General features: G+C 74.8%; 14 protein-coding genes. 5 read left to right on the forward strand and 9 right to left on the reverse strand.

The window, feature by feature from the left end; all coding sequences use genetic code 11:
* Positions 1–6: 6 nt before the first annotated feature.
* Entirely contained in the window at positions 7–216 is a 210-nt protein-coding gene (locus tag J3P32_RS07405) for a DUF6458 family protein (RefSeq protein WP_210439175.1), read from the reverse strand.
* A 154-nt stretch (positions 217–370) separates the two neighbouring features.
* Here J3P32_RS07405 and J3P32_RS07410 point away from each other — a divergent pair, with 154 nt between their 5' ends.
* Both J3P32_RS07410 and J3P32_RS07415 read left to right on the forward strand, forming a co-directional pair.
* Complete coding sequence (locus J3P32_RS07410; protein ID WP_210439176.1) at positions 371–1186, forward strand: maleylpyruvate isomerase family mycothiol-dependent enzyme; 816 nt, start codon at positions 371–373, stop codon at positions 1184–1186.
* Positions 1183–2109, forward strand: coding sequence for an oxidoreductase (locus tag J3P32_RS07415; protein ID WP_210439177.1), 927 nt, complete (start codon positions 1183–1185; stop codon positions 2107–2109). Before J3P32_RS07410 ends, J3P32_RS07415 begins: the two co-directional genes overlap by 4 nt.
* Positions 2110–2115: 6 nt before the next feature.
* Here J3P32_RS07415 and J3P32_RS07420 read toward each other — a convergent pair whose 3' ends face one another.
* From J3P32_RS07420 to J3P32_RS07435, 4 genes are all read right to left on the reverse strand, one after another.
* A complete protein-coding gene (locus J3P32_RS07420; RefSeq protein WP_210439178.1) occupies positions 2116–3612 on the reverse strand; it encodes a PQQ-binding-like beta-propeller repeat protein in 1497 nt (498 codons plus the stop codon).
* A 92-nt stretch (positions 3613–3704) separates the two neighbouring features.
* Positions 3705–3956, reverse strand: a complete 252-nt coding sequence (locus J3P32_RS07425; RefSeq protein WP_210439179.1) for a hypothetical protein — start codon at positions 3954–3956, stop codon at positions 3705–3707.
* 543 nt (positions 3957–4499) lie between these two features.
* On the reverse strand, positions 4500–5738 hold the full coding sequence (locus tag J3P32_RS07430; protein ID WP_210439180.1) for a fatty acid desaturase family protein: 1239 nt from the start codon (positions 5736–5738) through the stop codon (positions 4500–4502).
* 40 nt (positions 5739–5778) lie between these two features.
* On the reverse strand, positions 5779–6897 hold the full coding sequence (locus J3P32_RS07435; RefSeq protein ID WP_210439181.1) for a ferredoxin reductase: 1119 nt from the start codon (positions 6895–6897) through the stop codon (positions 5779–5781).
* A gap of 102 nt (positions 6898–6999) precedes the next feature.
* Between J3P32_RS07435 and J3P32_RS07440 the strand changes: the two genes are divergently transcribed.
* Positions 7000–8181, forward strand: a complete 1182-nt coding sequence (locus J3P32_RS07440; protein WP_210439182.1) for a PucR family transcriptional regulator — start codon at positions 7000–7002, stop codon at positions 8179–8181.
* A gap of 326 nt (positions 8182–8507) precedes the next feature.
* On the opposite strand, the gene J3P32_RS07445 is transcribed toward J3P32_RS07440, so the two are convergent.
* Genes J3P32_RS07445 through J3P32_RS07455 form a run of 3 tightly spaced genes read right to left on the reverse strand, consistent with a single transcriptional unit; the run spans position 8508 to position 11933 of the window.
* Complete coding sequence (locus tag J3P32_RS07445) at positions 8508–9188, reverse strand: alpha/beta fold hydrolase (protein WP_210439183.1); 681 nt, start codon at positions 9186–9188, stop codon at positions 8508–8510.
* Between the two features lie 7 nt (positions 9189–9195).
* Positions 9196–10680, reverse strand: coding sequence for an amidohydrolase (locus J3P32_RS07450; RefSeq protein WP_210439184.1), 1485 nt, complete (start codon positions 10678–10680; stop codon positions 9196–9198).
* A 23-nt stretch (positions 10681–10703) separates the two neighbouring features.
* The gene (locus J3P32_RS07455; RefSeq protein ID WP_210439185.1) at positions 10704–11933 is read right to left on the reverse strand and encodes an amidohydrolase family protein; all 1230 of its coding nucleotides are present in this window, start codon (positions 11931–11933) and stop codon (positions 10704–10706) included.
* 86 nt (positions 11934–12019) lie between these two features.
* Here J3P32_RS07455 and J3P32_RS07460 point away from each other — a divergent pair, with 86 nt between their 5' ends.
* Both J3P32_RS07460 and J3P32_RS07465 read left to right on the forward strand, forming a co-directional pair.
* Positions 12020–12673 carry a hypothetical protein gene (locus J3P32_RS07460; RefSeq protein WP_210439186.1) on the forward strand — a complete coding sequence of 218 codons (654 nt, stop codon included), beginning with the start codon at positions 12020–12022 and terminating at the stop codon, positions 12671–12673.
* A 69-nt stretch (positions 12674–12742) separates the two neighbouring features.
* Entirely contained in the window at positions 12743–13375 is a 633-nt protein-coding gene (locus J3P32_RS07465; protein ID WP_210439187.1) for a hypothetical protein, read from the forward strand.
* 67 nt (positions 13376–13442) lie between these two features.
* Here the strand turns inward: J3P32_RS07465 and J3P32_RS07470 are convergent, their stop codons facing one another.
* Positions 13443–14900: a serine/threonine-protein kinase gene (locus tag J3P32_RS07470; RefSeq protein ID WP_210439188.1), complete on the reverse strand. Its 1458-nt coding sequence runs from the start codon at positions 14898–14900 to the stop codon at positions 13443–13445.
* Positions 14901–14905: the final 5 nt, after the last annotated feature.

Consider the following 14905-nt stretch of genomic DNA (forward strand, 5'->3'; position numbering starts at 1 on the left):
GCCCGCTCAGATGTCCCGCCGCTCCTCCACGTGGGTGGTCCGCGCCCGCTGGTTCATCACCAGGGCCAGCACGAGCGACAGCACGCCCGCGATGACGAGGATCCAGCCGACCGTCGTCGGGTCGACGACCTCCTGCACCGAGGCCGGGAACTCCTTGATGGCGAACAGGAGGATGAGTCCGATGACGAGCAGCAGGATGCCGATTCCGATACCCATGACGACTCCTTTGTCGGGTGGTGCGGCCCGGGTCGGGTCCGGGCCGTCCCGAGCAGGGTAGGCCCGCCCGGCCGGGGATCGGCGTACCTGCGGGTCGGCGCCACCCGTACGGGTGCGCGGCGCGGCGACGACTCCGAGCCCTACGCTCGGCACCATGACCGAAAGGGAGCGGCTCGCCGCGCTCGTCGCCGTGTGGTGGGAGGCCGTGGACTCGTTCACGCGCGTGCTCGAGCACGTCGAGGTGGACCAGTGGAGGACTCCCACCGACCTCCCCGGCTGGGACGTGCACGCGGTGGCGGCGCACACCGCCCACCTCGAGGCGCTCCTGGCCGGGCGGGACCACGAGGAGGTCGAGATCGGGCAGGTCCCGCACGCCCGGGGCGTGATGGGCCGGTTCACCGAGCAGGGGGTGGTCGCCCGTCGCACGATGACGCCCGACGCGCTGATCACCGAGATCCGCGAGTCGACGACCGCTCGGCACACGCGGCTCCTCGCCGACCCGCCGACCGACCCGTCGGCGCCGGCGCCCGGCGTCTTCGGGGCCCTCGGGTGGACCACCGGGCTCCTGCTGCGCAACCGGCCGCTCGACGTGTGGATGCACGAGCAGGACGTCCGCCGCGCGCTCGGGATGCCGGGCAACCTCGACTCGGCGCCGGCGGTCCACAGCGCCGACTACCTGATGGAGAGCCTGCCCTACGTCGTCGCCAAGCGCGCGCAGGCGCCGGCGGGCAGCGTCGTCCGCGTGGAGGTGGCCGGTCACGAGCCGGCGACCGTCGTGGTGGGCGACGACGGCCGCGGGCGCCCCGGCACTGCGGAGGACGGGGAGCCGGCGGTGGCCCTGGCGATGGACCGGGAGACCTTCGTGGTGCTGGCCGGTGGTCGGCGGCCGGTGGAGCCGGGCGTCGTCGCGGTGGACGGTGACGCCGCGCTCGGCGAGCGGGTCCTGGCGTCCATGGGCGTCACGCCGTGAGCGTCGCGTGGACGACCTCCGACATCGGAGACCTCACCGGGCGGACCGCGGTCGTGACCGGCCCGACCCGCGGCGGCCTCGGCTTCCACACCGCGCTCGAGCTGGCCCGCCACGGCGCCCGGGTCACCCTCGCGGGACGGACGCCGGCGAAGCTCGACGGGGCAGCCGAGGCGGTCCGCGCCGAGGTGCCGGGCGCCGCGCTGGAGACCCTGGTGGTGGACCTGTCCGACCTCGCCTCGGTGCGGTCGGCCGCCGAGGCGGCGAGGGGTCTCGGCCCGATCGACCTGCTGGTGAACAACGCCGGCATCATGGCCCCTCCCCTCCGCCGGACGGCGGACGGCCTCGAGTCGCAGATGGCGACCAACCACTTCGGACCCTTCCTGCTGACGGGCCTGCTGCTCGAGCAGCTGGTGGCCTCCGGTCGGGGCCGCGTCGTGACCCTCTCCTCCCAGATGCACCGGGTGGCGCGCTCGGCCCCGGTGGGCGACCCGCGGGAGCGGCGGCGCTACCGGCGGTGGCGGGTCTACGGCGAGACCAAGCTCGCCAACCTGCTCTTCACCTTCGAGCTCGACCGCCGGTCGCGGCAGGCGGGGCTGCCCGTCACGGCGCTCGCCGCGCACCCGGGCCTCGCCGGCACCCACCTCGTCGTCAACGGCCAGGTGGGCACCAGCCGGGGGCGCCGCGCGTCGATCCTCGACGCCGCCGTCAAGGCGGTCTCGCAGCCTGCGGCTGCCGGTGCGTGGCCGACGCTCATGGCCGCCACCGCCGACCTGCCGGGCGGGACCTACGTCGGCCCCGGCGGTCCCGCACAGGCGACAGGGCGCCCCCGCGTCGTCGACACGGCGCCTCTCGCCCGGGACGAGGTGGCGCAGCGGCGCCTGTGGGAGACCAGCGAGGCCACGGTCGGGCTCGCCTGGCCGTGAGCGTCGTCAGCTGCGGTCGCGCACCCGGACCAGCCCCGCCGCCGTGCCGACGAACGCGGAGCCGTCCCTGCCGAGGGTGATGCGCGACCCGCCGCTGCGGGCGAGGGAGCCGGTGCCGGTCCGCACTCCCCACATGGCGCGCCCGGAGGACGCGTCGATCGCGGTGAGGTACCACGCGCTGACCCCGGTCAGCGAGGGCCGCTTGGTCCACGCGTAGACCAGGCCGTTCGGGCGGCTGGCCACGGCGCCGGAGCCCGGCGAGACGGTGTCGCTGGTCCAGGCGACGACGCACCCGCCGTCGGCGAGGTCGACCCGCGCGACCCCCGGGGCGGGGGTGAAGCCCAGCAACGTGCGGCGTGGTGAGGCGTACCCCCCGTCGTTGGTGACGACGACACCGCCGCCGAGCGCGGCGAGGTCGCTGTCGGTCGAGCCGCCGTCGTCGAAGACCGGCTGGCGGCACAGCTCGCGGCCGTCGTCGCGGGCGAGGAAGAGGACGCCGAGCCGGTCGTCCGCCTCGTCGGTGATCGCCACGGCCCCGCCGTCGAGGAGGACCGGGGCGGAGCCGCTGGAGCCGGTGTACGCCGTGCGCCAGACGGGCTGCGGCGTGCCGTCCTCGGCGGCGACCAGGCGGTGGAGCGCCTCGTCGGTGACGACGTACGCGCCGGCCTCGTCCGTGGCGATGCCGCGACGGACCTGCTCGCCGAGGTCGGCGACGCCCACCTGCCCGCTCGCCGGGTCGAGGGTGCCGACGAGCCCGGCGCGCGACGCCCACCAGACCCGACCGGACCATCCCGGGGCCAGCGCCACCAGGCAGTCGCCGTAGGGCACGTAGGGCTTGAGGTCCCAGGTGGCGTCGGGCGCGAGGTCCGGCTCGCCCTTGCTCGCGGTGCGCACGGCCAGCACCTGCCGGTCGCCGGCGGCGACGACGGCCCGGTCGGCGGCGTCGAGGTAGACCACGTCGCCGGGGCAGGCGGAGCCCTCGGGGCGTTCGGGCAGCTCGTGCGTGGCCGTCGGCCGCAGGGAGTCGGGGTCCACGACCCGCAGGCTCTGGCCGCCGCGTCCGGTGCAGAGCGCGACGAGGCGGTCGGCCGAGGTCACCTCGAGCCGGCCGCACCGCTCGAGGCCGTACCAGGCGGTCGCGACCTCGGGCTGGCGCCCGAGCGGGCCGGGCCGGTCCGCGGGGTCCTCCGCGGCGAGGTGGGGGTTGCGGGTCGGCGCTGCGGCGACCGGACTCGGCACGGCCGGGCGGCCGACGTAGGACGGACCGGCCCACACCCCCGGCGCCGGCGGGATCGGGAGCCAGCCGTCGGGCACCGCCACGACGGCGGCTGCGAGGACGGCGGCGGCGCCCGCCAGCCGGGCGGCGCCGCGGCGGCTGACGTACGCGCGGTCGCGGGCCCACCAGCGGACGCGGGGGACGCAGAGCGCCGCGGCGGCGACGAGCAGGACGACCGGCCCCCAGGCGAGCCAGAGCAGCAGGAGCGCGCCGACCAGCCAGACCACCGGGCGACTGTAGGCGAGGCGCGACCCCGCTCAGCGGAGGCGCATCGGGCCGCTTCGCGACGCGTGCGTCACACGACGCCGTGCCGCTCCGGTCAGTCGGCGCTCGCGCGGGGCCGTGGCGCGGTGACGGTGAGCTCGGCGAAGGTGCCCAGTCCCCCGCCGCCGCGCAGGAAGACGCGCGCGCGGCGAGGTCTCAGCACGCGCGAGGGCGGCGCGTCGTCGGCCGGTGCGTCGTCGTGGCCCGCGCCGGTCCGCGGCCGGGCGACCAGCGACCCGCGGAACTGCTCGAGCGAGGTGATGCGCGCGCTCAGGTCGATCGACCCGTCGCCCGTGTGGTTCTTCATCGTCGGGCTCCTCTCGTCCCCACGCGGCGGGCCCCACGGACCGCCTGGACGCAGACTAGGAGCGGATGCGGGGACGCAGCCCCGGCTGCGAGAAGCCTGCGGGAAGTCTGCGGAAGACGGTCCAGACCAGCCGGGTCCTTCCTCGGTCCCGCGCGGACCCGCGGGACGCCCGTCCGGGAGACGGCAGAGGGCCGGACGCCGGCGTGGACCCCTCCCACGCGGACGTCCGGCCCGGTGACGGACCGGCGACCCCCTGCGCTGCCGGTCTCGCGTACCTCAGCCGGCCTGCGCGCGCGCCACGGACCCCACGTCCGCAGCGGCACGCGGCCGTGGCAGTGACGGCCGCGCCACCTCGGGGCGGGCGTCGTGCGCCGGCTCCCCCACGGAGCCGATGCGGATCATCGGGACGCTCCCGACGTGCCTGCCGTGCTCGTGCTCATCGCTGTCTCCCCGTGTCGGATGCTCACGACTGGAAGGATGCGCGCGAGGCGGTCCTGATACATCCGTGTTTTCACGGAGGTCCAGACCGCTGGCCGGTCGGAGTCAGGCGGCCTTGGCCCGCGCCTCGCTCTCGAGCTTGCGGCCGAGCAGGCGGCGCGTACGACGGTCGCCCGTGGCCATCTTGTAGAGGATGCCGAGCTGCTGCGGCACGTTCTTCTTGTTCGTCGTGGCGAGCCAGCCGTTGGGCAGGGAGAGCCGGATGACCTTGTGCCAGGCCGAGGCGACCTGCGGGACCAGCGGACGCGCGCAGTAGGTGAGGTCGTACTTGTCGAACAGCGCCTGCACCTTGGGGGCGATCTCGGCGTAGCGGTTGGACGGCAGGTCGGGGAAGAGGTGGTGCTCGATCTGGTGCGACAGGTTGCCGGTCATCAGGTGGAGGAACTTCGAGCCGGAGATGTTGGCGCTGCCGAGCATCTGGCGCACGTACCACTCGCCCTTCGTCTCGCCCTCGATCGAGCGCTTCTCGAAGGTCTCCACGCCCTCGGGGAAGTGACCGCAGAGGATGACCGAGTTGGACCACAGGTTGCGCACGACGTTGGCGGTGAAGTTCGCCGCGAGCGTCGGGAGGAACGAGCCGGTCGGGATCGACAGCGCCGGGTGCACGACGTAGTCCTTGGTGGCCTGGCGGCGGATCTTGCCCAGCACCTGCTTGGCGCGGCGACGGAACTCCGGGTCCTTGGTCTGCTTCTTCGCGATGACCGCACCGAGCTCGAGGTCGTAGGCCGCGATGCCGTACTCGAAGAACACGGCGTTGATGAAGCACCACAGAGGCTGGCCCAGGTGCGCCGGCGTCCAGGTCTGGTCCTCGTCGACGCGCATGATGCCGTAGCCGAGGTCGTTGTCCTTGCCGATGACGTTGGTGTAGGTGTGGTGGAGCTCGTTGTGGCTGTGCTTCCACTGCTCGGCCGGCGAGGCCATGTCCCACTCCCAGGTGCTGGAGTGGATCTTCGGGTCGCGCATCCAGTCCCACTGGCCGTGGAGGATGTTGTGGCCGATCTCCATGTTGTCGAGGATCTTGGAGATGCTCAGGCCCAGGGTGCCGAGCACCCACGCGGGCGGGAAGGCGCTGAAGAGCAGCACCGCGCGCGAGCCGAGCTCGATCTTGCGCTGGGTGTCGATGACGCGCCGGATGTACGCCGCGTCGCTCGCGCCGCGGGTGTCGATGACCTCCTGGCGGATCGCGTCGAGCTCGTAGCCGATCTGCTCGATGTCGGCCTCGGTGAAGTGCGCGATGGGGTTGGACTGGCCGGGGAGCGCGGCCTTCTTCTGGATGGTCGTCATGGCGATCTCCTGGGGGGTGTCGGGGAGGTCGGGCGTCTGGTCAGTGGTCGATGTGGCAGGGGCCGGCGGCGGCGTTGATGCAGGTCTGCACCTTGAGGTCGCCGGTCTCGCCGGGGACGGCGGTGGTGATGGCGCCGTTGCGCAGGTCGCGGACGCTGCCCTCGCGGAGCGGGATCACGCAGCCCATGCAGATGCCCATGCGGCAGCCGCTGGGCATGAGCATCCCGGCCTCCTCGGCCGCGTCGAGGATCGGCGTCGCGCCGTCGAGCTCGAGGGTGGTGCCCGAGGTGAAGGTGACGGTGCCGCCCTCGCCCGGCTCGACCCGCGCGGTGCGGAACTGCTCCGTGGTCAGGCTGAGCCCGGCGGCCTCGTGGTGCGCGGCGAGCGCGTCGAGCAGACCGGCCGGCCCGCACGCCAAGGTCGCCCGCTCGGCGATGTCGGGCACGAGGTCGCCGAGCCGGTCGACGTCGAGGACGCCGTGCTGGTCGTCGTACCGCGCCACGAGCCGGATCGCCCCCGCGGCGTCGAGGGCCTCGAGGTCGCGGATGAAGATCGAGTCGGGGTGGCTGGGCGCCACGTGGACGACGACGATGTCGTGGTCGGCGCTGCGTGCCGGGCGCAGCACGCCCTCGTCGGTGCTCGGGAAGAGGTTGCGGAGCATGCCGATGACCGGCGTGATGCCGGACCCGGCGGTCACCATGAGGAACTTGCCGCCCTCGGGCGGCAGGACGAACTCGCCGGCCGCCTGCTCGAGGTGCACGAGGGTGCCGGGGCGGGCCTCGCGCACGAGGTGGTTGCTCACCATGCCGTCGGGCACGGCCTTGACGGTGATGGAGATGCGGCCGTCGCGGCGCGGGCCGTGCGTGAGGGAGTAGGCGCGCCACTGGCGCACCCCGTCGACGTCGATGCCGATGCGGAGGTACTGGCCCGGCACGTGGCCGGCCCAGTCGGCGCCGGGACGGATCACGATGGTGGCGGCGTCGGCGGTCTCGGGGATGACCTGCTCGATGCGCCCGCGCAGGTCGGCCCCCGAGCGGAGCGGGGCGAAGATGTCGAGGAAGTCGGCCGGCAGGTAGGGGGTCGTGGCAGCCTCGGCGACGCGGACCAGGTGGTCGCGCATGCGGCTGCCGCGCACCGGCGGCTCGAGAGTCGTGCTCATGACACCAATCTCCCCGAACCGGACGCCGCATTCATGGTCCCGGCACGTGAATCGGGCCTAGACTCTTGTTCGTCACGAACAAAACCGACCACAGGAGACGCGATGCCCAGTCGTGACGTGCGCCCGGCCACACAATTGCCCACCGTCGTCGCGTTGGAGGCGCAGGTGGCCGAGGCGTTGCGCGCGCAGCTGGCCGAGGTCGCCGACCGCGCCGTCCTCACCATCATCGACGAGGTGCCCAGCTATGCCGGCGCGTTGAGCGGCCGGATGGGCGAGGTGATCCGCAACGCGGTGCAGCTCGCGCTCGGCGGGTTCCTGACGCTGGCCACCCGCCAGCACGGCAACGCCCCCAAGGCGCCGGCGATCGAGGGCGCCTACCAGCTCGGCCGCGGCGAGGCGCGCAGCGGCCGGACCGTCGAGGCCCTGCTCGCCGCCTACCGCGTCGGTGCCCGGGTGGCGTGGCGCGACATGGCCGACGCAGCGGTGGGGGCGGGCATCGCTCCCGCCCAGCTGGCCCGCTTCGCCGAGCTCGTGTTCGCCTACATCGACGAGCTCTCCGCCGCCTCGGTCGCGGGGCACACCGACGAGCTGGAGAGCAGCGGGCGGGTGCGCCAGCGCAACCTCGAGCGCCTCGCCCGCGCCCTGCTCACCGGCGCGCCGGCCGATGCCGTCAACGCCGCGGCCGAACGCGCCGACTGGGTGCCGCCCGGCGCCCTGACGGCGGTGGTGCTGCCGGAGTCGCAGGTGTCCCACGCCCTGACCGCGCTCGACCCGCTCACCCTCCAGCCCACCGACGACGTGGCCGGCCTCCCCGATGGCCACGCACTGCTGCTCGTCCCGACCACCGGGTCGGCCACCGCCCGTCGCACGCTGCTGCAGTCGCTGCGCGGCACCGACGCGGTCGTGGGCCCGGGTGTGCCCTGGCTGGAGGCCGCGGCGTCGTACCGCCGGACGCTGCGCTGCGCGGCGCTCGGCCTCGACGGCCTGGTCGACTCCGACGACCACCTCGCCGCGCTCGTGCTGTCCGCCGACCCCTCGGCCCGCGAGGACCTCCGCGCCCGCGTGCTGGCACCGCTGGCGGACCTGCGGCCCGCCACCGCCGAGAAGCTCACCGACACGCTGCGCAGCTGGCTGCTCCACCACGGGCGCCGGGAGGCGGTCGCCGAGGAGCTGTTCGTGCACGCGCAGACCGTCCGCTACCGGGTCGGGCAGCTGCGCGAGGTCTACGGCGACCGGCTCGAGGACCCGGCGTTCGTGCTCGACGCGACCCTGGCGCTGGCGTGAGCGGTGCGTGAGACAGCTTCTGCCGCCGTAAAACCTGCGTCGCGCACCGCCGTACGACCCACGCCCGGCCCAGCGGTGCGTGAGGCAGTTCTGCAGCTCGAAAACCTGCGTCACGCACCGCCGCTCGCGCAAAGCCCGGCCCAGCGGTGCGTGAAGCACCTTCTGCAGCTCGAAAACCTGCGTCACGCACCGCCGCTCGCGCAAAGCCCGGCCCAGCGGTGCGTGAGGCAGCTTCTGCCGCTCGGAAACCTGCGTCACGCACCGCCGTACGACCTCCGCCCGGCCCAGCGGTGCGTGAGGCACCTCCTGCAGCTCGAAAACCTGCGTCACGCACCGCTCGCGCGGAGCCACGACGCGACGGCGTCCGACAGCAGGTCGGGATGGGTGAGGGGCACCATGTGCCCGCCGCGCGCGAGGGTCACGGCGCGCGACCCGTCGGGCGCGAGGGAGGCGAGGTGGCCCGACCAGTCCTCGGGGCAGATGCGGTCGTGCCGTCCGCGCACCACCAGGACGGGGCACGTCAGCGACCGGAGGTCGGCGCGGACGTCCTCGCGACGGGCGGCCTCCATCGCCCGGGCCATCCACCCGAGCCCGGTGCGCGAGTAGCTGCGGGTCAGGACCGGGACCTGGTGCGGGCGCTCCCACGCCGCCGTGCGCAGCCAGCGCGCGGCCAGGCGGGGCCAGGAGGCGGCGCGGGGGTCGGTCGTCGGGCCGACGAGGACGAGCGCGGAGACGCTCCCGGGTGCCAGCGCGGCCGCCCGGGTGACGACCTGGCAGGAGGCGGAGTGGCCGAGCAGCACGGCGCGCTCGGGGAGCTCCGCGGCGAGCCGCTGCGCGAGGGCGCGCGGGCGGAGGTCGTCGCCCACGCCCGGGCGCAGGCCGTAGCCGGGCAGCGGCCGCAGCGTCGTACGCCGAGCGCCGACGCGCCGGCCGATCGCGTCACCGGCGGCTCGCCACTCGGCGGCCTCCAGCCCCAGACCGGGGACGCACAGCAGCTCGACGGGCATCTCGAGTTCAGTCGCGCGCGTACGCCGTCGACCCGGCGACCCAGGTCGCCACGACGTGCTCCGCGAAGGACCTCAGCCGCAAGGCGTGGTCGCGGTCGGACCCGCCGTCGAGCGGGTCGGCGTCCAGCAGGACGAGGTCGGCGGGGTGGCCGACGGACACCGTGCCGCGGCCGTCGGTCGAGGCGGCGAGCGCCTCGCGGGCGGTGATCGACTGCTCGGGGTGCCACGGCTCGCGGTCGCCCGCGGAACGGTGGACGGCGCAGGCCACGGCCAGCCACGGGTCGAGCGGCGAGACCGGGGCGTCGGAGCCCAGCACGACCTCGACCCCCTCGTCGAGCATCCAGCGCAGCGGGAAGCAGCGCTCGGCGCGACCCGGCCAGAGCCGCTCGGTGACGTCGCGGTCGTCGAGCAGGTGCGCCGGCTGCACGCTGGCACGGACGCCGAGCCGCGCCATCCGGCGTACGTCGTCGCGGGTCGTGAGCTGCACGTGCTCGATCCCGCCACGAGCGCCGGTCTCCTCGAAGGCGGCGAGCGCCTCGGTCACCGCGCGGTCCCCGATGGCGTGCACGGCGACCTGGAGTCCTCCCGCGGCGGCGCGCGCCAGGAGGGTGCGCAGCTCCTCGGGCGTCTGGTTGGGCTGGCCCTCCTCGAAGCCGGGCATGGCCTTCTCGGCGTAGGGCTCGCAGCACCAGGCCGTCCGGGTGTTGAGCGAGCCGTCGCTGATGATCTTCAGCGGTCCCATCGTCAGGCGCGGGTCGTCGCCGAGCGGGTCGCCGGTGCGCAGCCCGCGCGCGAGCACGTCGTCGAGCCCGTCGGCGTAGCAGGCGTGCCGGACGCGGATGAGGTCCGCGCCGCCGGACCACCGCTCGAGCCAGTCGGCGACGCCGCCGCTGAACTCGAGGTCGGCCACCCCGACCACCCCCTGCGCGGCGGCCGCCTCCATCGAGCGGCGGTAGGCGTCGGGGCCGGTGCCGTCGGTGCCGAGGACGCTGGCCAGCCGGCCGTAGGCCATGAACCACTCCACCTCGCTCACCACGCTCTCGCGGATGGGCAGCGCCAGGGCGTGCAGCGCGACGGTGTTGAGCCAGCCGTGGTGGCCGTCGCCGGCGATGAGCACGATCGGCTGGTCGGTCGCGATCGCGTCGAGGTCGGACACCACGGGGTTGTCGGGCCAGGCGGTCGGCCGGTGGCCCCAGCCGATGACGGGCAGGTCGGGCCACTGAGCGAGCCGCTCACGCACGAGCGCCACCGCCTCGGCGCTGGACCGGGCGGAGCCGAGGTCGAGCCGCGCGGACGCCAGCGTCCACTGCCCGAGGTGGACGTGCTGGTCCCAGAGGCCGGGCATGAGCCAGCGCCCGCCGGCGTCGTGGACGGCCTCGTCGCCCGCGAGCCGCGGGCCGACCTCGACGACGCGACCGTCGTCGACCCGTACGTCGACGAGCCCCGGCACGGCGTCGGTGAGGGCCACCAGGCGGGTGTTGCGGATCAGCACGGGACCACCGTAGGAGGTGCCCGTCACTGCATGACGGCGACCCCGCCCACCCACACCGCGGACGGCCGGGACAGCGCGGTGACGTCCGCCGCGACGTCGCCGTCCACCACGAGGAGGTCGGCGAGCCGGCCCGCCGCCAGGCGTCCGGCCTCCACCCCGCAGTCCGCGGCGGCGACCGACGTCGCCGTGGCGAGCGCCTCGTCGACCGGCCAGCCGCCGCGGACCAGCTCGGCCACGGAGCGCCACAGGTGCCCGTGCGGCTTGGCGGGCATCGCCCCCGCGTCGAGGCCGGACACCACGCGGATGCCGTGCTCGCGCAGCCGCAGCGAGCCGGCCGCGACCCGGGCGAAGTGCTCGTCGCGGTCGGAGATGCCGAGCCGCTCGAGCATCTGCAGGATGTGCGGCGGCATCGCGGACACGGGCGGGAACCGCGAGGGGTCGTTGCCCAGGGTCGGGCAGACCGTCACATCCGCTGCGGCGACCCGGTCGAGCAGCGCCTCGGGCGCGTGGGCGCCACCGGGCGCCAGGCAGGTGAAGTGCTCGATCCCGTCGACACCGGCCGCGAGGGCGACCTCCGCACCGACGACCGAGTGGCTGTGGGCGACGACCCGCAGGCCCGCGGCGTGGGCGCGGTCGACCAGGCGGCGCAGGTGGGCGGCCTCGAACTGGGCACCCAGCTGGTCGCTGCCGGGCGTCAGGAAGCCGCCGCTCGCCATCACCTTCACCAGGTCGACACCGCGCTCGACCCGCTCCGCGACCGCCCGGTCCAGCGCACCGGGGTCGTGGACGTCGACGGCGCCGCCGAGGAACCAGCAGTGCCCCTGCGGGGTCGTCACCGGCGGCCCGGCCGCCACCACGCGCGGCAGGCCCTCGGCGTGGCGACCGCGGTGGGACAGCGCCCGGTACGCCACGTCGCCGAGGTCGCGCACGGTCGTCACACCGGCGGCCACCTGCTCGCGGAGGCTGGCGACGACGACCGCGTCGACGGCGTCGGCGGCCGCCCCGCCGGCCCACTCCAGGCTCCCCGGCGTACCGGGGAAGGAGCCGGACCCGACGAGGTGGACGTGGCAGTCGACGAGCCCGGGCAGGAGCGTCCCCGCGACGTCGGTCACGGGCACGTCCCCGGGCAGGGCGAACGACGCCTCCTCCACACCCACGACGCGCTCGCCCTCGACCACGACCGTCGCACCGCCCGGCCGGAACCGCGCCCCGTCGAAGGCACGGCCCACCCGGAGTGCCCACCGCGACCGCATCCCCCGATGGTGCGCCCACCGGCGCAGCGGCGCACCCGTCGTCGTCCGTGGACCAGACCATCCGGGCGGACTGACATGATGGGCGCGTGGAGTGGCGGGGGCCCGCGGTGCTGGTGGCGCTCCTGGCGGTGGGCGCCGGGAGCGGGTACGCCGCGTCCGCGCAGAGCCGCGACACCACGCTCGGCACCGGCGTGCCCGCACCGGTCCCGGCGCAACGGCCCGAGATGCCGGTCGAGGCGCCCCGGCCCTACAGGACCGACCCGGACGACCCGCCGCTGCGACCCGGCATCCCGCTCGCACCCGAGACCGTCGGCACGGGCAAGTTCGAGATCTCCTTCCCCGCTCCGGTCGGGTGGAGCACGAACGCCAACGCCACCAACGAGTGGAAGTGGAAGCAGCCCGGCACGTCCAACAACACCTACGTGATGCGCGTGGAGCAGATCCAGAGCCAGGACATCACCATCGAGGACGCGATCGACATCCGCATCGACCGCCTGGGCGCCGAGCAGGAGGACGTCGTCATCGTCGACCGCGGCGCCGACTCGCTGGAGTACACCTACCGGAGCAACGAGGGCAACGCCCGCCACAGCTTCATGCGCTGGCTCGACCTCGACGCCAGCGGACAGGCCGACGTCGAGATCGTCGTCCACGGCCGCGAGCGCGACGTCCCGGGCACCCGGGACCTCATCCGCCGCGTCGCCGAGGGCATGGGGGGCGCCGGCGGACGTCCTGTCGACTGATCCGTCCGCTGCCCAGTCGGCTGGCGCACCCACCCGCCGGCACGGCGAGGATGGCCTAGATTGGCGGCCGTGACGTGGCGGGGGACGGCCGTGCTCGCGCTGCTGCTCGTCGTCGGCGCAGCGGGCGGCTTCGGTGCGTCCCTGCTCGCCGGGGAGAACCCGCGTGCCGAGGGCAGGGCCGCTCCGGTTGCGGCCGCCTCGCCGAGCCTGCCCGTGGACCCGGTGCCTGACCTCCTCCCCGACCCGCCCACCCCTCCGCTCGCCCCGGGCCTGCCGCTCGAGCGGCGGGTCGTCGGCAGCGGGGACTTCCGGATGACCCTGCTCGCACCGGTGGGCTGGGACTTCTCCGAGAACTCGCTCAACGAGTGGCAGTGGCGCCCGCCGGACCAGCCGGACTTCGGCTACGTCATGCGGGTGGAGCAGGTGCTGAGTAGCCGCCGCTCGATCGACTGGACCCTGGACCGACGGATCGACGAGCTGCGCGAGGACGAGAGCAACGTGGAGGTCCTCGGCCAGACCGCCGACAGCCTGCACTTCTCGTACGTCACCTCGAACCACCTGCGCCACGGCTACCTGCGGTGGGTGGACCTCACCGGCTCCGACAACGCTCAGGTCGAGATCGCGGTGACCGGGCGCGAGGTCGACGACGCCGGCATGGCCGACCTCGTCGCGCGGGTGGGCTCGGGGATCAGGCTCGGCTGACGGCGACTGCCGGGCGGCTGACGGGTCGGCGACTGGCGGCTGAGGGGTGACGGGCGGCGCCCTGCACTCAGATGCCGAAGGTGTCCACCGACTCGAGCACCCGGTTGGCGGTGCGGGGGTCCTCGCTGCGGACCTGCACCCAGAGCAGCTGGCTCTGGTTGACCCGGATCACGCGCTCGACGGTCACGTCGGCGCCGGGACAGCCGGTGAAGACCACCGTCATGGAGCTGTCCCCCTCCTTCTCGTCGTAGATCGGCGAGCGGGACTCCGCGCAGTCGGCGTGCTGGGGCACCCGCGAGGGGAGCTCGTCGCCGGCGAGCACCCCGATGAAGACCCCCGGCGCCGGGTCGTCGGCGCTGTTCCAGCCGGGCCGGGTGCCGGCCGCGAGCGACGGCTGCTCGCGCTGGCCGTCGACGGGGGTCCACTGCTCGGGGTCGACCTGGGTGGTCCAGTCCTCCGGGACCGTGACGGCCAGCGTCCCCGTGGCGTCCTCGACCGTGCGCTCCGCCGTCACGGCGCGCTCGACCGACCAGCCGGCGCCGGCGCCGACGGCGAGCGCGAGGACCGCTGCCACCGCGGCGGGCCACCTGCGGCGGCGCCGCGGCGGGCCCGGCGGGTCCGGCAGGCCGTCGGCCACACCCGTCCCCTCGGGGCGCGGAGCGGTGCGGGTGAGGTCGGGATCGACCGGGATCCACGCCTGCGGTGCCTCGTCGACCGGGCCGCCCATGGCCTCGGCGAGCGCCGCGGTGAAGGCCTCGACGTCCTCGAACCGGCACTCCCGGTCCTTGGCCAGCCCCCGCAGGACGACCGCCTCGACGGCCGGGTCGACGCCCATGGGCGGCGGCGGTGCGGGGTCCTCGGCCGCGGCCAGCGTCTTGTGGTCGAACGGCTGCCGCCCGGTCAGCAGGTGGTAGGTCAGGGCCGCGAGGGAGAACTGGTCGGCCCGCGGGTCGAGACCCTCCCCGAGCGCCTGCTCGGGCGCGACGTAGGTCGGGGTGCCACCGACCATGGTGAGCCGCGACGACATGTCCATCGCCTTGCCGAGGCCGAGGTCGCCGAGCATCGCGACGACCCGCGACCCGCGACCGTTCTCGACGGTGCGGAACAGCACGTTGGCCGGCTTCACGTCGCGGTGCAGCACGCCGCGGTCGTGCAGGGCGCTCAGTCCCCTCCCGACCTGCACGAGCACGGCGAGCGCCTGCGAACGCTCCAGGGCGGACAGCTCGAGGCGGTCGGCCAGCGTGCCCTGGTCGGCGTACGCCATCACGAGGTAGGGGCGGTCGTCGGCCAGCTCCCCGGCGTCGTAGACGGGCACGACGTGCGGGGACTCGACCTTGCGCAGGAAGCGCCCCTCCTCGAGGAAGCGCTGGCGGATGTGGAGGTCGGTCGTCCAGTTGTCGGCGAGCACCTTGATCGCCACCGGGCAGTCGAGGTGCTCGTCGTGGGCGAGCCACACCGTCGCGAACGCCCCCGACCCGATGCGGCGGCGCACCGGGTACCGACCGAGACGAGAGGGAGCGGACACCCGGG

It is taken from the genome of Nocardioides xinjiangensis (assembly GCF_017916385.1).
Taxonomy (GTDB): Bacteria; Actinomycetota; Actinomycetes; order Propionibacteriales; family Nocardioidaceae; genus Nocardioides; species Nocardioides xinjiangensis.